Annotated in this window: 14 protein-coding genes; 9 read left to right on the forward strand and 5 right to left on the reverse strand. The window is 72.8% G+C overall.

From position 1 onward, the window contains the following. Positions 1 to 92 precede the first annotated feature (92 nt). Entirely contained in the window at positions 93 to 1,451 is a 1,359-nt protein-coding gene (locus tag KV557_RS18170) for an NAD(P)/FAD-dependent oxidoreductase (protein ID WP_218201452.1), read from the forward strand. A gap of 54 nt (positions 1,452 to 1,505) precedes the next feature. On the opposite strand, the gene KV557_RS18175 is transcribed toward KV557_RS18170, so the two are convergent. Next, positions 1,506 to 2,726: a GDSL-type esterase/lipase family protein gene (locus KV557_RS18175; protein ID WP_308129957.1), complete on the reverse strand. Its 1,221-nt coding sequence runs from the start codon at positions 2,724 to 2,726 to the stop codon at positions 1,506 to 1,508. A gap of 241 nt (positions 2,727 to 2,967) precedes the next feature. Beyond that, positions 2,968 to 4,296 (reverse strand): aminotransferase class I/II-fold pyridoxal phosphate-dependent enzyme, encoded by a 1,329-nt coding sequence (locus tag KV557_RS18180; RefSeq protein ID WP_218201454.1) that lies wholly within the window; start codon positions 4,294 to 4,296, stop codon positions 2,968 to 2,970. 35 nt (positions 4,297 to 4,331) lie between these two features. On the opposite strand from KV557_RS18180, the gene KV557_RS18185 reads away from it, so the two are divergent. The 6 genes from KV557_RS18185 to KV557_RS18210 all read left to right on the forward strand — a co-directional run bounded on the left by KV557_RS18185 (position 4,332) and on the right by KV557_RS18210 (position 10,141). Next, a complete protein-coding gene (locus KV557_RS18185) occupies positions 4,332 to 5,021 on the forward strand; it encodes a pyridoxamine 5'-phosphate oxidase family protein (RefSeq protein WP_218201455.1) in 690 nt (229 codons plus the stop codon). Positions 5,022 to 5,033: 12 nt separating this feature from the next. Next, positions 5,034 to 5,699 carry an FMN-binding negative transcriptional regulator gene (locus KV557_RS18190; protein ID WP_218201457.1) on the forward strand — a complete coding sequence of 222 codons (666 nt, stop codon included), beginning with the start codon at positions 5,034 to 5,036 and terminating at the stop codon, positions 5,697 to 5,699. A gap of 135 nt (positions 5,700 to 5,834) precedes the next feature. Next, positions 5,835 to 7,247 carry a sugar porter family MFS transporter gene (locus tag KV557_RS18195; protein ID WP_218201459.1) on the forward strand — a complete coding sequence of 471 codons (1,413 nt, stop codon included), beginning with the start codon at positions 5,835 to 5,837 and terminating at the stop codon, positions 7,245 to 7,247. A 93-nt stretch (positions 7,248 to 7,340) separates the two neighbouring features. Then, positions 7,341 to 8,042: a dienelactone hydrolase family protein gene (locus tag KV557_RS18200; RefSeq protein WP_218201461.1), complete on the forward strand. Its 702-nt coding sequence runs from the start codon at positions 7,341 to 7,343 to the stop codon at positions 8,040 to 8,042. An 87-nt stretch (positions 8,043 to 8,129) separates the two neighbouring features. Beyond that, the gene (locus KV557_RS18205; protein ID WP_218201463.1) at positions 8,130 to 9,431 is read left to right on the forward strand and encodes an MFS transporter; all 1,302 of its coding nucleotides are present in this window, start codon (positions 8,130 to 8,132) and stop codon (positions 9,429 to 9,431) included. 161 nt (positions 9,432 to 9,592) lie between these two features. Beyond that, positions 9,593 to 10,141 carry an HAD domain-containing protein gene (locus tag KV557_RS18210; protein WP_218201465.1) on the forward strand — a complete coding sequence of 183 codons (549 nt, stop codon included), beginning with the start codon at positions 9,593 to 9,595 and terminating at the stop codon, positions 10,139 to 10,141. On the opposite strand, the gene KV557_RS18215 is transcribed toward KV557_RS18210, so the two are convergent. Continuing rightward, positions 10,119 to 10,964, reverse strand: coding sequence for a CPBP family intramembrane glutamic endopeptidase (locus tag KV557_RS18215; RefSeq protein ID WP_218201466.1), 846 nt, complete (start codon positions 10,962 to 10,964; stop codon positions 10,119 to 10,121). The two genes, KV557_RS18210 and KV557_RS18215, sit on opposite strands and share 23 nt — an antisense overlap. Before the next feature lie 43 nt (positions 10,965 to 11,007). Continuing rightward, positions 11,008 to 12,513: a glutamate--cysteine ligase gene (locus KV557_RS18220; RefSeq protein ID WP_218201468.1), complete on the reverse strand. Its 1,506-nt coding sequence runs from the start codon at positions 12,511 to 12,513 to the stop codon at positions 11,008 to 11,010. Between the two features lie 368 nt (positions 12,514 to 12,881). Here KV557_RS18220 and KV557_RS18225 point away from each other — a divergent pair, with 368 nt between their 5' ends. Then, a complete protein-coding gene (locus KV557_RS18225; protein ID WP_218201470.1) occupies positions 12,882 to 13,454 on the forward strand; it encodes a hypothetical protein in 573 nt (190 codons plus the stop codon). A 359-nt stretch (positions 13,455 to 13,813) separates the two neighbouring features. Beyond that, positions 13,814 to 14,005, forward strand: a complete 192-nt coding sequence (locus KV557_RS18230) for a DUF5999 family protein (protein ID WP_218201472.1) — start codon at positions 13,814 to 13,816, stop codon at positions 14,003 to 14,005. A 149-nt stretch (positions 14,006 to 14,154) separates the two neighbouring features. Here KV557_RS18230 and gcvP read toward each other — a convergent pair whose 3' ends face one another. Next, entirely contained in the window at positions 14,155 to 17,055 is a 2,901-nt protein-coding gene (gcvP, locus tag KV557_RS18235) for an aminomethyl-transferring glycine dehydrogenase (protein ID WP_218201474.1), read from the reverse strand. Positions 17,056 to 17,205: the final 150 nt, after the last annotated feature.

Here is a 17,205-nt window from a genome sequence, read left to right on the forward strand (position 1 = left end):
CGCCCCGGTGGCAGCCCTCGCTGCTCCGTGCGAGTGTGGCGGACAGTAACGGGGACCCTCACGGTACGACCTGCACGGTAAAGGGATGAGCGATGGAACGACCTCGGATCCTGATCGTGGGCGGTGGCTTCGCCGGCCTGGAGTGCGCCCGCCGCCTCGAACACAAGCTCGCGCCCTCGGAGGCCGAGATCTCGCTGGTCACGCCGTTCAGCTATCAGCTCTACCTGCCGCTGCTGCCGCACGTCGCGGCCGGCGTGCTGACCCCGCAGTCGGTGGCCGTCTCGCTGCGCCGTTCGCTCCGCCGTACCCACATCCTCCCCGGCGGCGCGATCGGCGTGGACCCGCTCTCCAAGGTCTGCGTGGTCCGGAAGATCACCGACGAGGTGGTGGCGCAGAGGTACGACGTCCTCGTGCTCGCCCCCGGCAGCGTCACCCGCACGTTCGACATCCCCGGTCTCACCGACTACGCCCGGGGCATGAAGACGCTCGCCGAGGCGGTCTACGTCCGCGACCACGTGATCGCCCAACTCGACCTTGCCTCGGCCACCTTGGACCAGCGGGAGCGCGAGTCCCGGCTGCAGTTCGTGGTGGTCGGCGGCGGCTACGCGGGCACCGAGACGGCGGCCTGCCTGCAGCGTCTGACCACGGCCGCCGCCCTCCGCTACCCGCGCCTGGACGCGCGGCAGATCAAGTGGCACCTGATCGACATCGCCCCGAAGCTGATGCCGGAGCTGGGCGACGCGCTCGGCACGGCCGCCCTGGAGGTGCTGCGGGAGCGCGGTATCGAGGTGTCGCTGGGGGTCTCGGTGGCCGAAGTCGGCGCCGAGTCAGTCAAGTTCACCGACGGCCGGGTGCTTCCCTGCCGCACGCTGATCTGGACGGCCGGGGTCGCCGCGAGCCCGCTGATCGGCACGCTGGACGCGGAGACGGTCCGCGGCCGGATCGCGGTGACGGCGGAGATGCGGGTGCCGCAGTTCGAGGGGGTGTTCGCGCTCGGCGACGCCGCGGCCGTCCCGGACCTCGCGAAGGGCGACGGTGCGGTGTGCCCGCCGACCGCCCAGCACTCGGCCCGGCAGGGCCGCGCGGTGGCGAACAACGTGATCGCCTCGCTCCGCCATCAGCCGCTGGAGCCTTACTACCACAAGGACTTGGGCCTGGTGGTGGACCTGGGCGGCAAGGACGCGGTGTCCAAGCCGATCGGCGTGGAGCTGCGCGGGGTGCCGGCGCAGCTGGTTGCCCGCGGTTACCACCTGATGGCGATGCGCACCAATGCGGCCAAGTTCCGGGTCGGCGCCAACTGGCTGCTGAACGCGACCGCCGGGGACGACTTCGTGCGCACCGGTTTCCTCGCCCGCCAGCCCGCCCGGCTGCACGACTTCCAGTACACCGACGCGTACTTGACGAAGGATCAGGTCCGCGCCCATGCCCAGGCGTTGCTCGCCAAGGGCTGACCACCACCGCGCAGGTGCAGCCCCTTGCCCGGCCGGGCAAGGGGCTGCACACGGTCACTCCGCGGTCAGGTACATCCCGCTCGCGTCCTGCCCGGCCGTGTTGCGGCACGCGTAGTTACCGCTGCTCCGCCCCCACAGCTGGGTCAGGCAGCTGCCGAGCGCCTGCTGCCCGTAGTAGTTGGGGTGCATCGACTCCTGCAGCGCGCCCTGGGTGGTGTTGAGCCCACCGTCCAGGAAGCGCGCCCATTCGCTGGTGGTCGCGGACGGCCCTGCGCTCGCGGTCGGCTGCTGCGCCGACGTGGAGCAGACCTCGCGCCCCTGGAGCATGTCGGACAGGTCCAGGAACTGCGCGCCCTTGCTCGCCGCAACTCCCGCCAGTGCCTTGGAGATCTGCGGCACCATCGAGTCCCGCGCCCAGTCGGCGTCGGCGTCCCAGAACGGGCAGCCGCCGGTGTTCGACCGGGTCCAGCCGCCCTCGGGGTAGCGCATCTCGGCGCTGCGCGGGATCGGCGACGGGTAGGACTGCAGCACCAGGCGGTAATCTCCTTGCGCGTAGCCCGCGTTGGACATCACGGCGCGGATCTCGTCGATGGCCTTGCCGACCCCGGCCATCGCCGTCGGCAGCTTCGAGTCGATCGCCGACTGCTGCGAGCCATGGCAGTAGCTGTACCAAACCAGGTAGTCCTGGACGCAGTTCGAGATGACGTTGGAGAACCCGAGGTCATTGCCGCCGATCGACAGCGTGATCAGCTTGACGTTGTTCTGCGCGGCCACGGTGGCGAGTTGGTCGGCCTGCGGGGCCTCGCCCTTGAACGCCTGGCCGCCGTTCGCCGCGCGGAAGATGTTGGCGGTGACGGCGCCGGAGCAGGCCAGGTTGATCTGCTTCTGCGCGACGGTCGAGGCGCCGAGCACCTCGGCGACGTCCGAGCGGTCGCACCCGCTGGCGGCCGTCGCGCCGTAGACGCTGCTCGGGTCGTACGAACTGCCGTTCCAGGCACGGTCGGTGCCGGTCCGGCTGCCGCTTCCGTCGGCGGAGTTGCCCATCCACCGGCCGGCCTCGCCGGAGATGTAGCTGTCGCCCAGCGTCACGCTGGCGGTCGGCCCGGTCGACGCCGAGGCAGCCGAGGCAGCGGACGCGGCCGAGGCAGGCGCCGCGGCGATCAGTCCGCCGGCCACGAGGCCGCCGGAGGCGAGCGGGAGGGCGAGGGCTGCACTGAGCAGCCGCTTGCCGAGTCGAGAGGTGCTGCGGGTGATGCGCGAACCGTTTTCGGGCACGGCGGAACTCCTGCGGCTCGGTCTCCCCGTGGTGTGGGGACGGGAAGACGCGTGTGAGGGTAGGCCGCCGGCCGGTGGCGCGATGAAGATGGCATGACAGCACTGGTTACCGCTAGGTATCTGCAGCAGGTTTCCCGCTTTGTTACCCGCGGGTTCAGACCAGCCCCCACCCGTTCAGCCCCCGTGCGTCCGGATCATCCCCACCCGTTCAGCCCCGCTCGTCCGGGCCGGCCCCGCCCGTTCAGACCAGCCGCGAGCCGACCCCGCCCGCACCCAGCACCGCCGCCAGGTCCTCCGCCAACTGCCGTGCGTCCGCCGGTTCCAGGCCTGCCGTGGTGATCCGGATCCCGGGCGGCGACTGGATCCGGTAGCGCGCGCCGGGGGCCGCGACCCAGCCGCGCTGCACCAGCGCGGCAAGCGCGGAGGTCTCGTCCGGCACCGGCACCCAGACGTTGAGCCCGCTCTCGCCGTGCGCCTCGATGCCGCGCGCGGCCAGTTCGCCGAGCAGCGCGTCCCGGCGGGCCCGGTAGACGGCGGCCACCCGGGCGACGGGCGCCGCGTCGGTGCGCCACAGTTCGGCGACGGTGCGCTGGAGCAGGTGGCTCACCCAGCCGGCGCCGAGCCGCAGCCGTCCGGAGACCCGCCCGATGGTGTCCTCGTCGCCGACCGCGACGGACAGCCGCAGGTCCGGCCCGTACGCCTTGGCCGCCGAGCGCACCACGGCCCAGTGCCGCGAACCGGCGCCGGCCAGTGGGTGGTAGGGCTGGTCGACCATGCCGTGCCCGTGGTCGTCCTCGATCAGCAGCACGCCGGGGTGCTCGGCCAGCACGGCCCGGAGCGCCTCGGCGCGAGCGGCGGTGAGCGCGGCGCCGGTGGGATTCTGCGCCCGGCTGGTCACGACGACCGCGCGGGCGCCCTCGGCGAGGGCTGCGGCGAGCGAGTCGGGCAGCGGGCCCTCGTCGTCGAGCCGGACGGGCGCGGGGCGCAGGCCCACGGCGGGCAGCAGGTCGAGCAGGCTGCCCCAACCCGGGTCCTCGACGGCCACGGCGTCGCCGGGGCGCAGCCGGGTCCCGAGGATGCGTTCGATGGTGTCGAGCGAGCCGGAGGCGATGGCGATCGGCCCGCCGGGCAGGCCGTCGGCCTCGAAGGAGGCGCGGGCGAGGGCGAGCAGTCCGGGGTCGACGGCCGGGTGCCCGTAGAGGACGGGTTCGGCGCGGGCTGCCTCGGCGAGCGCCGGGGCGAGGTCGGGCAGGAGGGCCGGGTCAGGGTTGCCGGCGGACAGGTCGCGGGCGTGCGGGGGAACTGGGACGCGGATCTGGTCACGGGGGGTGAGGGCGGGCCGGGGCAGGATGCGGCTGCCCTTGCGGCCTGCGGTCTCGATCACGCCGCGGTCGCGGAGCAGCCGGTAGGCGGCGGCGACGGTGTTGGGATTGACGCCGAGCTCGGTGGCGAGGTCGCGCAGCGGGGGCAGCGCGGTTCCGGGCGCGAGCTGCCCGCTGCTGACGCCCTGTTCGATGTGGGCCGCGATTTCGCTGGCGCGTCGCCCTTTCAGCGGATAGTCTCCTAGCACAAAGAAGATTATGCACTAGTACATAGAGGTTTGTCATGTCGGCCCCTGCAGACGGCACCGCCACCGAGCGCGAGACCCCCGCCTACGCCCGCACCCCCCGCACCACCCCCACCCGCTACAAGGACCGCGCCACCTGGGAGCAGGAGGCGATCCACGCCATCCTCGACAGCACCTACCTCTGCCACCTCGGCTTCGTCGCCGACGGCGCCCCGGTCGTCCTGCCGACCATCTACGCCCGGGTCGGCAGCCGCCTCTACATCCACGGCTCCACCGGCAGCCGCCCGCTGCGCGACGCCCGGGGCGACCAGGGCATGCCGGTGTGCGTCACCGTCACCCTGGTCGACGCGCTGGTCCTCACCAAGTCCGCGTTCAACCACTCCGTCAACTTCCGCTCGGTGGTCGCCCACGGCACCGCCCACCAGGTCACCGACCCGGAGGAGCTGAACGTCGCGCTGGACGCGCTGGTCGACCAGACCGTCCCCGGCCGCTCCGCCGAGGTCCGCCCGGCCAACGCCAAGGAGCTCGCCGCCACCGCCGTGATTCGGCTGGAGCTGGACGAGGTCTCGGCGAAGACCCGCGACGACGGCGCCAACGACGACCCGGACGACCTCGACCTGCCGTACTGGGCCGGCGTCATACCGGTCACCAGCGGCTACGGCACCCCCGCCCCGGCCGCCTCCACGACCGTCCCGCTCCCCGCGCACGTGCGCGACCTGACCCGCTGACGGGGCCGCCCGATGCTGATCAGGTCATGGGACCGCGGCGACGAGGCCGAGTGGCGCGCCTGGCTGGCCGAGGGCCGGGACTTCGGCCTGCTCGCCGCCAACGGCGCGCCGGGCGAGGGCCCGGTGCTCGTCCCGACGCACTTCCTGCTGGACGCCGACGCCGGCGAGATCCTGCTCCACCTCGCCACGCCCAACCCGCTGCTGGCCGCCGTCCGGGCCGACCCGCAGGTCACCCTCGCGGTCACCGACGGCTACGCCTTCGCGCCCGGCCACTGGCGCGGCGAGCCCGGCACGCCCACCAGCTACTACGCGTCAGTCCACTTCCACTGCACCGCCGAGATCGTCGAGTCGGCCGCGGGCAAGGCGGAGATCCTCAACCGCCAGCTGGCCCACTTCCAGCCGGAGACGCCGGACACCCGGGTCGTCCCCGGCGAGGGCGAGTTCTCCCGGCTGCTGCCGGGTCTGCGCGGGCTGCGTCTGACGGTCCGCGAGGTGCGCGCCAAGTTCAAGTACGACGACAAGAAGCCGGCCGACGCGCAGTACGCGATCGCCGACCGGCTCGCCGAGCGCGGACGCGGGCGCGGCCAGGACGCCCTGGCCCGCACCCAGCTGCTGCGCCGCAACGAACGACGCCAACAAGCGACGCCAGGAGCGACTCGCCGCAGACGGACAAGCTGACGCTGCATCACCCGATCGGCCCCCGAAACAGGGCAACCCGCCCCCTCCACTGCTCGAATGTGAGACGAATCCTGCCCGCTCGGCGGTCCGCCCGCCGGCACCACCGAGTGGGCCCGTCCACCTCGGGGAGCGCGCGTGTCCACACTGAACACCCGGTCGGCCACGGGCGAGGCGCACCTCGGGCACGTCGTGTTCATCTCCGCCGCCGCAGCGATGGGCGGCTTCCTGTTCGGCTACGACAGCGCGGTGATCAACGGCGCGGTGACCGGCATCCAGAAGCACTTCGCGGTGGGCCACGGCGAGACCGCCTTCGTCGTGGCCATCGCCCTGCTCGGCTCGGCGGCCGGCGCGGTGGCCGCCGGCCGGCTCGCCGACCACCTCGGCCGGGTGCGGACGATGCTGCTGGCCGCGGTCCTGTTCGCGATCAGCGGCCTCGGCTCGATGTTCCCGCCGAGCATCCAGGTCCTCGCCACCTGGCGCGTGGTGGGCGGTGTGGCGATCGGCATCGCCTCGGTGATCGCCCCCACCTACATCGCCGAGGTGGCGCCGACCGCCTACCGCGGCCGGCTCGCCTCGTTCCAGCAGATGGCGATCGTGCTCGGCATCACCGTCTCCCAGCTCGCCAACTGGGCGCTCAACCAGGCGGCCGGCGGCGAGTCCACCGGCCACCTCGGGGGCGTCCAGGCCTGGCAGTGGATGCTCGGCGTGGAGACCGTCCCGGCCCTGGTGTACGGGCTGATGGCGCTCGCCATCCCGGAGTCGCCGCGCTACCTGATCGCCGATCACCGCGAGGCGCAGGCCCGCAGGGTGCTGCTGGAGGTGGAGGGCGAGGGGGCGGACCTGGACGCCCGGGTCGCAGAGATCCGCGCGGTGCTGGAGTCCGCGCACAAGCCCCGGGCGAAGGACCTGCTCGGCGGCCGGCTCGGCCTGCTGCCGATCGTCTGGGTCGGCATCGGCGCCTCGGTGTTCCAGCAGTTCGTCGGCATCAACGTGATCTTCTACTACTCGTCCTTCCTGTGGCAGTCGGTCGGCATCAACGAGGCCAACTCGCTGCTCATCAGCCTCTCCACCTCGATCATCAACGTGCTCGGCACGGTGATCGCGATGGTGCTGGTGGACCGGATCGGCCGCAAACCGCTCGCCCTGACCGGCTCGGCCGGCATGGCGCTCGCGCTGGGCACCGCCGCCTGGGCGTTCTCCTACCGGCACGGCACCGGCGACACCGCCACCCTCGACAACACCCACGCCACCGTCGCCCTGGTCGCCGCGCACGTCTTCGTGCTCTGCTTCGCCTTCTCCTGGGGCGTGGTGGTCTGGGTGCTGCTCGGCGAGATGTTCCCCAACCGGATCCGGGCGATCGCGCTGTCCGTCGCCGCCTCGGCCCAGTGGATCGCCAACTGGGCGATCACCGTCAGCTTCCCGGACCTCGCCGACTGGAACCTCTCGGCGACGTACGTCATCTATGCGGCCTTCGCGCTGCTCTCCATCCCGTTCGTGGCCTTCTGCGTCAAGGAGACCAAGGGCCGCGCCCTTGAGGAGATGGGCTGACCCGCGGCCCCTGCCCGACCCCCTGCCCCTGCCCGACCCCCTACTCCTACCCGACCCCTCGCCGCACGCGGCCCGACCCACCGAGAGGTAGCCATGCCTGACCTGGGCGGCTCCCGGCAGAACGTCACCTTCCCGAACAACGGCCGTACCGCGCACGGATACCTGGCCCGCCCGCCACAGGGCATCGGCCCCGGCCTGGTGGTGGTGCAGGAGTGGTGGGGGCTCACCTCGCACATCGCCGACATGGCCGACCGCTTCGCCGCCGAGGGCTTCACCGTCCTCGCGCCCGACCTGTTCGGCGGCGCCACCACGCACGACAACGCCGAGGCGGCCCGGCTGAAACGCGAACTGCCCGTCGAACGGGCCGTCGAGGACCTCTCCGGCGCCGTCGACCACCTGCTCTCCCTGGACGGCGTGGTCGGCGACGCGGTCGGCGTGGTCGGCTTCTGCATGGGCGGCGGCTTCGCCCTGCTGCTGGCCGCCCGGGCGGGCGACAAGGTCGCGGCCGTCGTCCCGTTCTACGGCCTGCCGCCCGACCCGGACTTCGACTACCGCGGCCTGACCTCCCACGTCCTGGGCCACTTCGGCGAGCGCGACCGCTCGATCCCGATGACCGCCGTCGACGAGGCCGCGACCCGGATCGGCGAGGCCACCGACATCCGGCCCGAGATCCACTTCTACCCGGCCGGGCACGCCTTCATGAACGACGAGAACCTGCTCGGCACCTACGACCCGCTCCAGGCCCGGACGGCCTGGAGCCGCACCCTCAGCTTCCTCTGGGGCCACCTGGGTTAGCGCACGACCCACACCCCGGTCAGCTCTCACGCGCCAGTTGTGAAAACCGAATAGACACCTGTACGAACATGCGGCCATAGTCGCCAGGTGCAGAGCCGACCCCAGAGCCGACCCCAGAGCCAACCCCCGCCCCCGCACCCCCGCCGCTTCGCCTGGGCGAGCCGCAACTTCCGCATCCAGACCGCCGCCACCGTGATCAGCGGCCTCGGCAACGCCGGCGCCCCGATCGCCACCGCGTTCGCCGTGATCGGCAACGGCGGCTCCACCACCGAGGTCGGCTACGTCACCGCCGCCCGGCTGCTGCCCACCGTCCTGCTGCTGGTGATCGGCGGCGCCCTCGCCGACCGGCTGCCGCGCCACCACGTCATGGTCGCCGCCAACCTGTTCAGCGGCCTCTCCCAGGCCGTCCTCGCCGCCCTCGTGCTCGGCGGCCACGCCCAGCTCTGGCAGCTGCTCGTCCTCTCCGCCGCAGGCGGGGCCGGCTACGCGCTCTACGCCCCCGCCGCCGAGGGCATGATCCTGAAGAGCGTCCCGCAGGAGCACGCCGCCCGGGCCTTCTCGGTGTTCCGGATGGGCCAGAACGCCAGCCAGATCGGCGGCGCGGCCCTCGGCGGCGCCCTCACCGCCGCCGTCGGCCCCGGCTGGGTGCTCGCCCTCGACGCCGTCTGCTTCCTGATCGCCGCCGCGCTGCGCTTCTTCCTGGAGGCCGAGGCGGCCCCCGTCGCCGCCGGCACCTCCATGCTGCGCGAACTGCGCGAGGGCTGGCGGGAGTTCGCCTCCCGGCGCTGGCTCTGGGTGGTGGTCCTGCAGTTCTCCGTCCTGGTCGCCTGCGTCGGCGCGGTCGAGTCCGTCTACGGGCCGGTCGTCGCCAAGGAGCGGCTCGGCGGCGCCCGCGACTGGGGCCTGGCGATGGCCGCGTACGGGGTCGGGCTGGTGGTCACCGGCCTGCTGATGGTGCGCTGGCAGCCGCGCCGGATCCTGCTGGTCGGCAACTGGGGCGTGTTCCTGTTCGGCGTCCCCGCGCTCGCCCTGGCCATGGCGGCGCCACTGCCGGTGCTGGCGGCGGCGATGTTCCTGTCCGGCGTCGGCGTCACCGTCTTCGGGGTGAACTGGATGGTCGCGCTCCAGCAGGAGATCCCGGCCGAGATGTTCTCCCGGGTCTGCGCGTACGACCACCTCGGCTCGCTCTCGCTGGCCCCGCTCGGCATCGCGCTGGCCGGCCCGGCAGCCGACACGCTCGGCCTCTCCGGCGCGCTGTGGGCCTGCGCGCTGATCTCCCTGCTGCTCAGCGCCGCCGTCCTGCTCGAACCCGAGGTCCGCCGCCTCGCCCGCAGAACGGCCACCGACTCCCCAGCAGCGCCCGCCACCGAGCCCGCGCCCATCCCCTGAACGTCCCCAAACGTCCCTGAACGTCCCCGAACGCGCCCTGACCGCCCCCTGACCGTCCGCGAGCGCCCCCTGCACCCCGCGTGCGCCCGCCGCTGGGCAACCACCGGCGCGCGCCGCTCGTCCGACAGGTGAGTCATTCACCGCCACTTGGGGGGCCATTGGTGCCGAAGCCACTGCTGTTCCTGGACGTCGACGGCGTCCTCAACCCGGTCTGCCCCCATCCGGACGCCGGGTTCGACACCCACACCCTGCTCGGCTACTCGGTCCTGCTCTCCGCCCGCCACGGCGCATGGCTGCGCGAACTCTCCGCCACGTACGAGCTGGTCTGGGCCACCACCTGGGAGGAGCACGCCAACACCCACATCGCCCCGGCGATCGGCCTGCCCCCGCTCCCGTTCGTCCGCTTCACCGGCTACGTGCCACAGCCCGGCGACCCGCGCGTCCCGCTCATGCAGCTGTTCTCCGCCCGCAAGTGGGCCCCGCTGCTGCGCTACGCCGACGGCCGTCCGTTCGCATGGGTCGACGACGTCATCCCGTCCCGCCTGGTCCGCGGCTCGCTCTGGCGCCGCGACCGCCTGCCGATGCCGATCGACCCGGGCCAGGGCCTGGAGCGCCGGCACGTCGACCGCCTGCTGGCCCGCCCGCCGCGCGCCCTGGCCAGGTTCTCGACCAACTCGATCGACTCGGTCAAGGGGTCGGCAGCCAGCTGACGTGCCCGGCGAGCAGCGCGTACCCGACGAAGGCCACCGTGTCGATCAGCGCGTGCGCCACCACCAGCGGCATCACCCGCCCCCAGCGCCGGTACGCCAGGCAGAACACCGCCCCCATCACCATGTTCCCGACCAGCCCGCCGACCCCCTGGTACAGGTGGTACGAGCCGCGCAGCACCGAGCTCGCCGCCAGCGCCGCCGGCCACGACCACCCCAACTGCCCCAGCCGGCGCAGCAGATAGCCGAGGACGACGACCTCCTCCAGGATCGCGTTCTGCCACGCCGAGAAGACCAGCACCGGCACCCGCCACCACACGTCCGGCAGCCCGGACGGCGCCACCGTCAGGTTGTACCCGGCCGCCTGCGAGGCCAGGTACAGCACCAGCCCGGACCCACCGATCGCGGCGGCGACGGCCGCGCCCCGCCCGAGGTCGCGCAGCTTCTGCCCGAGGTCGAAGCCCAGCACCCGCAGCGCGGTGCCCTCGCGCACCAGCAGGTACCCGACCAGCACCACCGGCATCAGGCCGCGCCCGATGTAGTACAGCTGCCACACCAGGTCGAGCCACGGCCGCCCCGGCGCGCGCGACCCGTTCAGCGTCGCCACCTGCTGGCCGAGCGTGAGCGGCTCGGTGAGCGAGCCCGCGAAGCTGATCAGCGCGCCGATGCCGCTGGCCCCGAGCGAGAGGCCGAGGACGATCAGCAGCTCCGCGCCGAGCAGCCGGCGCGTGCGGGGCGCGGTCTCCGGTTCGGTCGGGACGGTGGTCAAGGGTGCTCCAGCGGACGGGCGGCGCTCCGGCCGTCGGCCGACCGCCGGAGCGCTCATCCTGACACAGGAGAAACGTCAGCCCCCGGCCGCCCCGGACCGGCTACCCCACCGGCCAGGTGTGCACCGGCTCGCCGCCGCGCATGTGCTCGATGTACCGGCGGGTCATCGCGGCGAGCGCGGCCGAGCGGTCCATCCCGTACTGCTCGCGCAGCCGGTGGAAGGTCGCGCTCTGCCAGACCGCGCCGTTGGTCCGGCGCAGACAGCGCTGCTCGATGATCCCGAGGTAGCGGTCCCGGTCGGCCGGCTCGACGCCCCACTCGTCCAGGCCCTGGTGGGCCATCGGCAGGAGCTCGTTCAGGACCAGGTCGACGGCGGACACCGTGGTCAGCCCGCCGCCGCGCCCCGCCCGGCCCGGCCGCGGCCACTGGAAGACGGCGTCGATGCCGTACCGGGCGGCCTGCCGGAAGTTCTCGTCCGCCCGCTCGAACGGCAGCCTGGTCCACACCGGCCGGGACTGCTCGGCCAGCACCCGGACCAGCCCGTAGTAGAAGGCGGCGTTGGCGAGCGTGTCGGCGACCGTCGGCCCGGCCGGCAGCGCCCGGTTCTCCACCCGCAGGTGCGGCACGCCGCCGCTCACGTCGTACACCGGCCGGTTCCAGCGGTAGATCGTCCCGTTGTGTAGCCGCATCTCGGCCAGCCGGGGCGCGCCGCCGGAGGCGAGCACCTTCAGCGGGTCCTCGTCGTCGCAGATCGGCAGCAGCGCGGGGAAGTACCGCAGGTTCTCCTCGAACAGGTCGTACGCCGAGTCCACCCAGCGCTCGCCGAACCAGGTGATCGGGCGCACGCCCTGCGCCTTGAGTTCCGCCGAACGGGTGTCACACGCCTGCTGGAACAGCACCGGCCGGGTCTCCCGCCACAGCTCCCGCCCGAACAGGAACGGCGAGTTGGCGCCGAGCGCGAGCTGCGGCCCGCAGAGCGCCTGGGCGGCGTTCCACACCGAGGAGAACCGTTGCGGCGTCACCTGGAGGTGCAGCTGGAGCGAGGTCGCCGCCGCCTCGGCCACCATGGTGATCGACTCCAGCTGGAGGTGCTCGACCCCCTCGATGTCCAGCGAGATGTCCTCGCCCCGGGCGGCCAGGATCTGGTCGCTGAGCAGGCTGTACCGCTGGTTGTGGGACATCGCGTCGAGCCCGGTGTGGTCGTGCTCCAGGGTCGGCAGGATGCCCACCATGACGATCCGGGCGCCCGCCTCGGCCGCCCGCCGGTCGGCGTAGCGCAGCCCGGTGTCGATCTCCTCGCGCAGCTCCTCGAACACGTGCCCGCACAGTCGGTGCGGCACGATGTTCACCTCGATGTTGAACCGGCCCAGCTCGGTCTGGAAGTCGCTGGAGCCGATCTCGCTCAGCACCTGCGCGTTGCGCATCACCGGCAGGCCCTGCTCGTCGGCCAGGTTGAGCTCGATCTCCAGGCCCATCACCGCCCGCGGCCGGTCGAACCGGTCCTCGCGCAGCATCCGCCCCAGTGCGTCCTGGCAGGCCTGGAGTTTGCGACGGTAGAGCTGCCGGTCCGCCAGATCCGCGCGTGTCGCCACGACCTTCTCGCCCATGGTCCCCTCCTCCTGAGCCACCGGCCGACCGACCGTGCAAGCATCATGCCCACCTCGAAGATCGATACCCGAAAGCGTGTACGGGCTTGCAATGCAAGGAAACTGACGGACTTTCAGAGCATCTGCCGACTTGCCCGACGCCACCGCCTGTGATAAACAGGTCACCCTGCGCGTCTGTTCGATAGAATTCGCACTGCGCTCCGGCCGGTCCGCTTTCTGCCCCGAGGCCCTCGTCGACGGCAGCGACCGCGCCGGCACCGCGATCCTGCACAACCGGACACGGCCAGGTCCCGTCACCGATGACACACCGCGCCACGCCGGTATGCCGCACTCGCACGCCGATCTCGCACGGAGAGGCGGACCCCGCCATGACTTTGCAGTCCCCCCAACCCCCGCCCAGTGCCCTGCGCGCGGTCCTCGCCGCGCTCGACTCGGAGACCGCGCTGCGCCAGCCCGCCGCCGCAGCGCTGCGCCACCCGGTCGGCCCACTGCTCCCCGCCCATCCGCTCGCGGTCCACGTCCTGGACGGCCCGCACCCCGAGCTCACCGCCGCCCGGCGGACGGGCTGGCGCTTCCTGATCAAGGACGGCGCCGAGGTGGCCGCGGCCGCGGAAGTGGCACTGGACATCGAGGGCCATACCTTCTCCCACTTCACCGCCGGCCCCTACCTGGACTCCACCGTCCGGGCACTGCGCCAGGCCTGGCAGCTCGCACAGGGCTCCCGGGTCCGCCGCCAGCCCCGGCTGCTGACCTTCCCCGGCCAGTACGCGACGGCGCTCTGGCTGCACAGCCCCGACACCGGCCCGGCCGCCGACCTGCTGATCCCGCTCGCCCCGGCCCCGCTCGGCGTCACCGCGCACCGCGCCTACCCGGCCGCCGAGCTCCTGCCGCTGCTCGCCCGCGCCCCGCTCGCCAAGCCGCTGCTCCTCGGGTCGCCCTGACAGGCAGCTGATCGACCCGGCCGGCCCACCTCGCCCGGACACCCGGACGGGTCATCGGCCATGGCCCCTTCGGGCCACTTCACAGCTGACCCGTCCGTGCGCGATTTTCGCTCCAGCCCACCTGAACGGGTGATCTCTGCCCGGGAGTTGTGGCGCATGTCACGAAATCGCTGCGCGCACGTCCGCAGACGCCGACACTGGGAACCAGCGTGGAAGGACCACCTGTCCTACCCACTTGAACGCCGGTCCACACCTGGCCGGCGTGCGGACAGGATCCGACTTCCGCGGCGGTTCCCGGCGGCTCGATCACCGGCAACCGCACCACGGGGAGGATCGCAGAGCGAAGCGAGGGTACGCGTATGTGCCAGCACCGTCCTGAGTGCCCGTCGGCCGAGTCCGAGGACCGCGAGGCGGCCGTACCGGTGGCCTGCCACCCGGAGCAGGGCTGGAGCCTGCTCTGCAACGGCGTCGTCATGTTCGAGGACACCGGAGAGCTACTGCCCGACGGCCGGGTGATCGCCCCGCACCGCCCCGTCGCCCACGCGGCCTGACCGCGCCGGTCCGGACGCACTGGCGGGGGCAGCCGCCGACTCGATCGAAACAACTCGACAGTACGGGCAGGGCCCCGGCGATGGGGCACCTCCCAGCCGAAGGCTGGGGGAGCTCCGCCGGGGCCCTGCCGCATGCCTGCCGAAACGGCTCAGACGCCGTACTCGTCCAGCGGCGGGCAGGAGCAGACCAGGTTCCGGTCGCCGTACGCGCCGTCGATCCGGCTGACCGGCGGCCAGTACTTGTCCGCCGGGTTCACGCCCGCCGGGAAGACGGCCTCCTGCCGCGAGTAGCCGTGCGCCCAGTCGCCGGCCAGCGCGGCGGCGGTGTGCGGGGCGTTGCGCAGCGGGTTGTCGTCGGCCACCCACTCGCCCGAGCCGACCTTGTCGATCTCGGCCCGGATCTCGATCATCGCGTCGCAGAACCGGTCGATCTCGTACAGGTCCTCGGACTCGGTCGGCTCGATCATCAGCGTGCCGGCCACCGGGAAGGACATCGTCGGCGCGTGGAAGCCGTAGTCGATCAGGCGCTTGGCGATGTCGTCCACCGTCACGCCCGTCTCCTTGGTGAGCGGACGCAGGTCGATGATGCACTCGTGCGCGACCAGCCCGCCCGGACCGGTGTAGAGCACTGGGAAGTGCGGCGCCAGCCGCTTGGCGATGTAGTTGGCGTTCAGCACCGCGACCTGGGTCGCGTGCTTGAGGCCCGCGCCGCCCATCAGCCGGACGTACGCCCAGGAGATCGGCAGGATCGCGGCCGAGCCCCACGGCGCGGCCGAGATCGGGCCGACCCCGGTGGCCGGGCCGGCCTCGGGCTGCAGCGGGTGGTTCGGCAGGTACGGCGCCAGGTGGGCGCGCACCGCGACCGGGCCGACGCCCGGGCCGCCGCCGCCGTGCGGGATGCAGAAGGTCTTGTGCAGGTTCAGGTGCGAGACGTCCGCCCCGAACTTGCCCGGCTTGGCGAGGCCGACCAGGGCGTTCAGGTTGGCGCCGTCCACGTACACCTGGCCGCCGGCCTCGTGCACCAGGGCGCAGATCTCGGTGATCTGGGTCTCGTACACGCCGTGGGTGGACGGGTAGGTGACCATCAGCACGGCGAGGTTGTCACGGTGCTGCTCGATCTTGGCCTTCAGGTCCTCGACGTCCACGTCGCCGTCGACCAGGGTCTTCACCACGACCACGCGCATGCCGGCCATCACGGCGGAGGCCGCGTTGGTGCCGTGCGCGGAGGACGGGATCAGGCAGATGTCGCGCTGGGTGTCGCCGTTGGCGTGGTGGTAGGCGCGGACGGCCAGCAGGCCGGCCAGCTCGCCCTGCGACCCGGCGTTCGGCTGGATCGAGACGGCGTCGTAGCCGGTCACCTCGACCAGCTGCTGCTCCAGCTGGCGGATCAGGGTGAGGAAGCCCTGGGCCTGCTCGATCGGCGCGAACGGGTGCAGCTGGCCGAACTCCGGCCAGGTCACCGGCTCCATCTCGGTGGTCGCGTTGAGCTTCATGGTGCAGGAGCCCAGCGGGATCATGCCGCGGTCCAGCGCGTAGTCCCGGTCCGACAGGCGGCGCAGGTAGCGCAGCATGGCGGTCTCCGAGCGGTGGCTGTGGAAGACCGGGTGGGTCAGGTACTCGTCCTCGCGCAGCAGCGCGGCGGGCAGCGCGTCGGCGGTCTCGGCGGCCTCGACGGCGGCCACGCCGAACGCGGCCCAGACGCCGGCCAGGTGCTCGCGGGTGGTGGTCTCGTCGGTGGAGACCGAGATCCGGTCCGCGCCGTCCTGGTACACGTTGATGCCGTTGGCGCGGGCGGCGGCGGCGATCTCGGCGGCGCGGCCCGGGACGACGGCGGTGACGGTGTCGAAGAACTCGCCGTGCAGCAGCTCGACGCCGCCGGCCCGCAGGCCCTCGGCGAGGGCGGCGGCGTAGCGGTGGGTGCGGCGGGCGATGTCGGCCAGGCCGTCCGGGCCGTGGTACACGGCGTACATCGAGGCCATGACCGCGAGCAGCACCTGGGCGGTGCAGATGTTGCTGGTGGCCTTCTCGCGGCGGATGTGCTGCTCGCGGGTCTGCAGCGCCAGGCGGTAGGCGCGGTTGCCGTCCGAGTCGACGGAGACGCCGACCAGGCGGCCTGGCAGCGAGCGGGCGTACTCGGCGCGCACCGACAGGTAGCCGGCGTGCGGGCCGCCGAAGCCCATCGGCACGCCGAAGCGCTGCGAGGTGCCGCAGGCGATGTCGGCGCCCAGCGAACCCGGCGACTTGAGCAGGGTCAGCGCCAGCAGGTCGGCGGCGACCGCGACGATCGCGCCGAGGCCGTGGGCCTGCTCGATGACCGGGGCGAGGTCGCGCACCACGCCGGTGGCGCCCGGGTACTGGAGCAGCACGCCGAAGACGCCGCGCTCGGCGACCTCGGCCGGGATGCCCTCGGACAGGTCCGCGACGACGACCTCGACACCGGTCGGCACCGCGCGGGTGTTGATCACCGCGACGGTCTGCGGCAGGGTCTCGGCGTCGACCAGGAAGACGCCGCCCTTCACCTTGGTGACGCGGCGGGCCAGCGCCATCGCCTCGGCGGCCGCGGTGCCCTCGTCGAGCAGCGAGGAGCCGGAGGTCGGCAGGCCGGTCAGGTCCGAGACCAGGGTCTGGAAGTTGAGCAGCGCCTCCAGGCGGCCCTGCGAGATCTCCGGCTGGTACGGGGTGTAGGCGGTGTACCAGGCCGGGTTCTCCAGGACGTTGCGCAGGATCACCGGCGGGGTGAAGGTGCCGTAGTAGCCCAGGCCGATCATCGGCTGGAGCACCTGGTTGCGGCCGGCCAGCTCGCGCAGCTCGGCGAGGACCTCGGCCTCGCTGCGGCCGGCGGGCAGGTCCAGGCCGGTGATGGAGCGGATCGCCTCGGGCACGGCGGTGGCGGCGAGCTCGTCCAGCGAGCCGTAGCCGACCTGGGCCAGCATCTTCTCCTGCGCGGCGGCGTCGGGGCCGATGTGGCGGTTCTCGAAGGGGCTGGCCTGCTCAAGCTCGGTGAGGGTCGCGGCGCGGCTCGGGCGTCCCGGGTTCGGCTGGGCGTTCATGGTGGTCGAGGCCTCCTGGTCACGGACCGGCGGGGGTACGCACGCCGTCCGGCCTTCGCCACTGCGGACAGCGGATGGGCCTAGGCGGGCGAACCCGACAGGCCTCCCCCTCTGTCATCGGGACCTGAGAGCTTCACCCGCGCGGTGCGC

Source organism: Kitasatospora aureofaciens (assembly GCF_019192735.1).
Classification (GTDB): Bacteria; Actinomycetota; Actinomycetes; order Streptomycetales; family Streptomycetaceae; genus Kitasatospora; species Kitasatospora aureofaciens_A.

Coding starts and splice junctions, on each gene's coding strand:
- KV557_RS18170 (WP_218201452.1), top strand. CDS start 93: ATGGAACGACCTCGGATCCTGATCGTGGGCGGTGGCTTCGCCGGCCTG.
- KV557_RS18185 (WP_218201455.1), top strand. CDS start 4,332: ATGTCGGCCCCTGCAGACGGCACCGCCACCGAGCGCGAGACCCCCGCC.
- KV557_RS18190 (WP_218201457.1), top strand. CDS start 5,034: ATGCTGATCAGGTCATGGGACCGCGGCGACGAGGCCGAGTGGCGCGCC.
- KV557_RS18200 (WP_218201461.1), top strand. CDS start 7,341: ATGCCTGACCTGGGCGGCTCCCGGCAGAACGTCACCTTCCCGAACAAC.
- KV557_RS18215 (WP_218201466.1), bottom strand. CDS start 10,964: ATGAGCGCTCCGGCGGTCGGCCGACGGCCGGAGCGCCGCCCGTCCGCT.
- KV557_RS18220 (WP_218201468.1), bottom strand. CDS start 12,513: ATGGGCGAGAAGGTCGTGGCGACACGCGCGGATCTGGCGGACCGGCAG.
- KV557_RS18225 (WP_218201470.1), top strand. CDS start 12,882: ATGACTTTGCAGTCCCCCCAACCCCCGCCCAGTGCCCTGCGCGCGGTC.
- KV557_RS18230 (WP_218201472.1), top strand. CDS start 13,814: ATGTGCCAGCACCGTCCTGAGTGCCCGTCGGCCGAGTCCGAGGACCGC.
- gcvP (WP_218201474.1), bottom strand. CDS start 17,055: ATGAACGCCCAGCCGAACCCGGGACGCCCGAGCCGCGCCGCGACCCTC.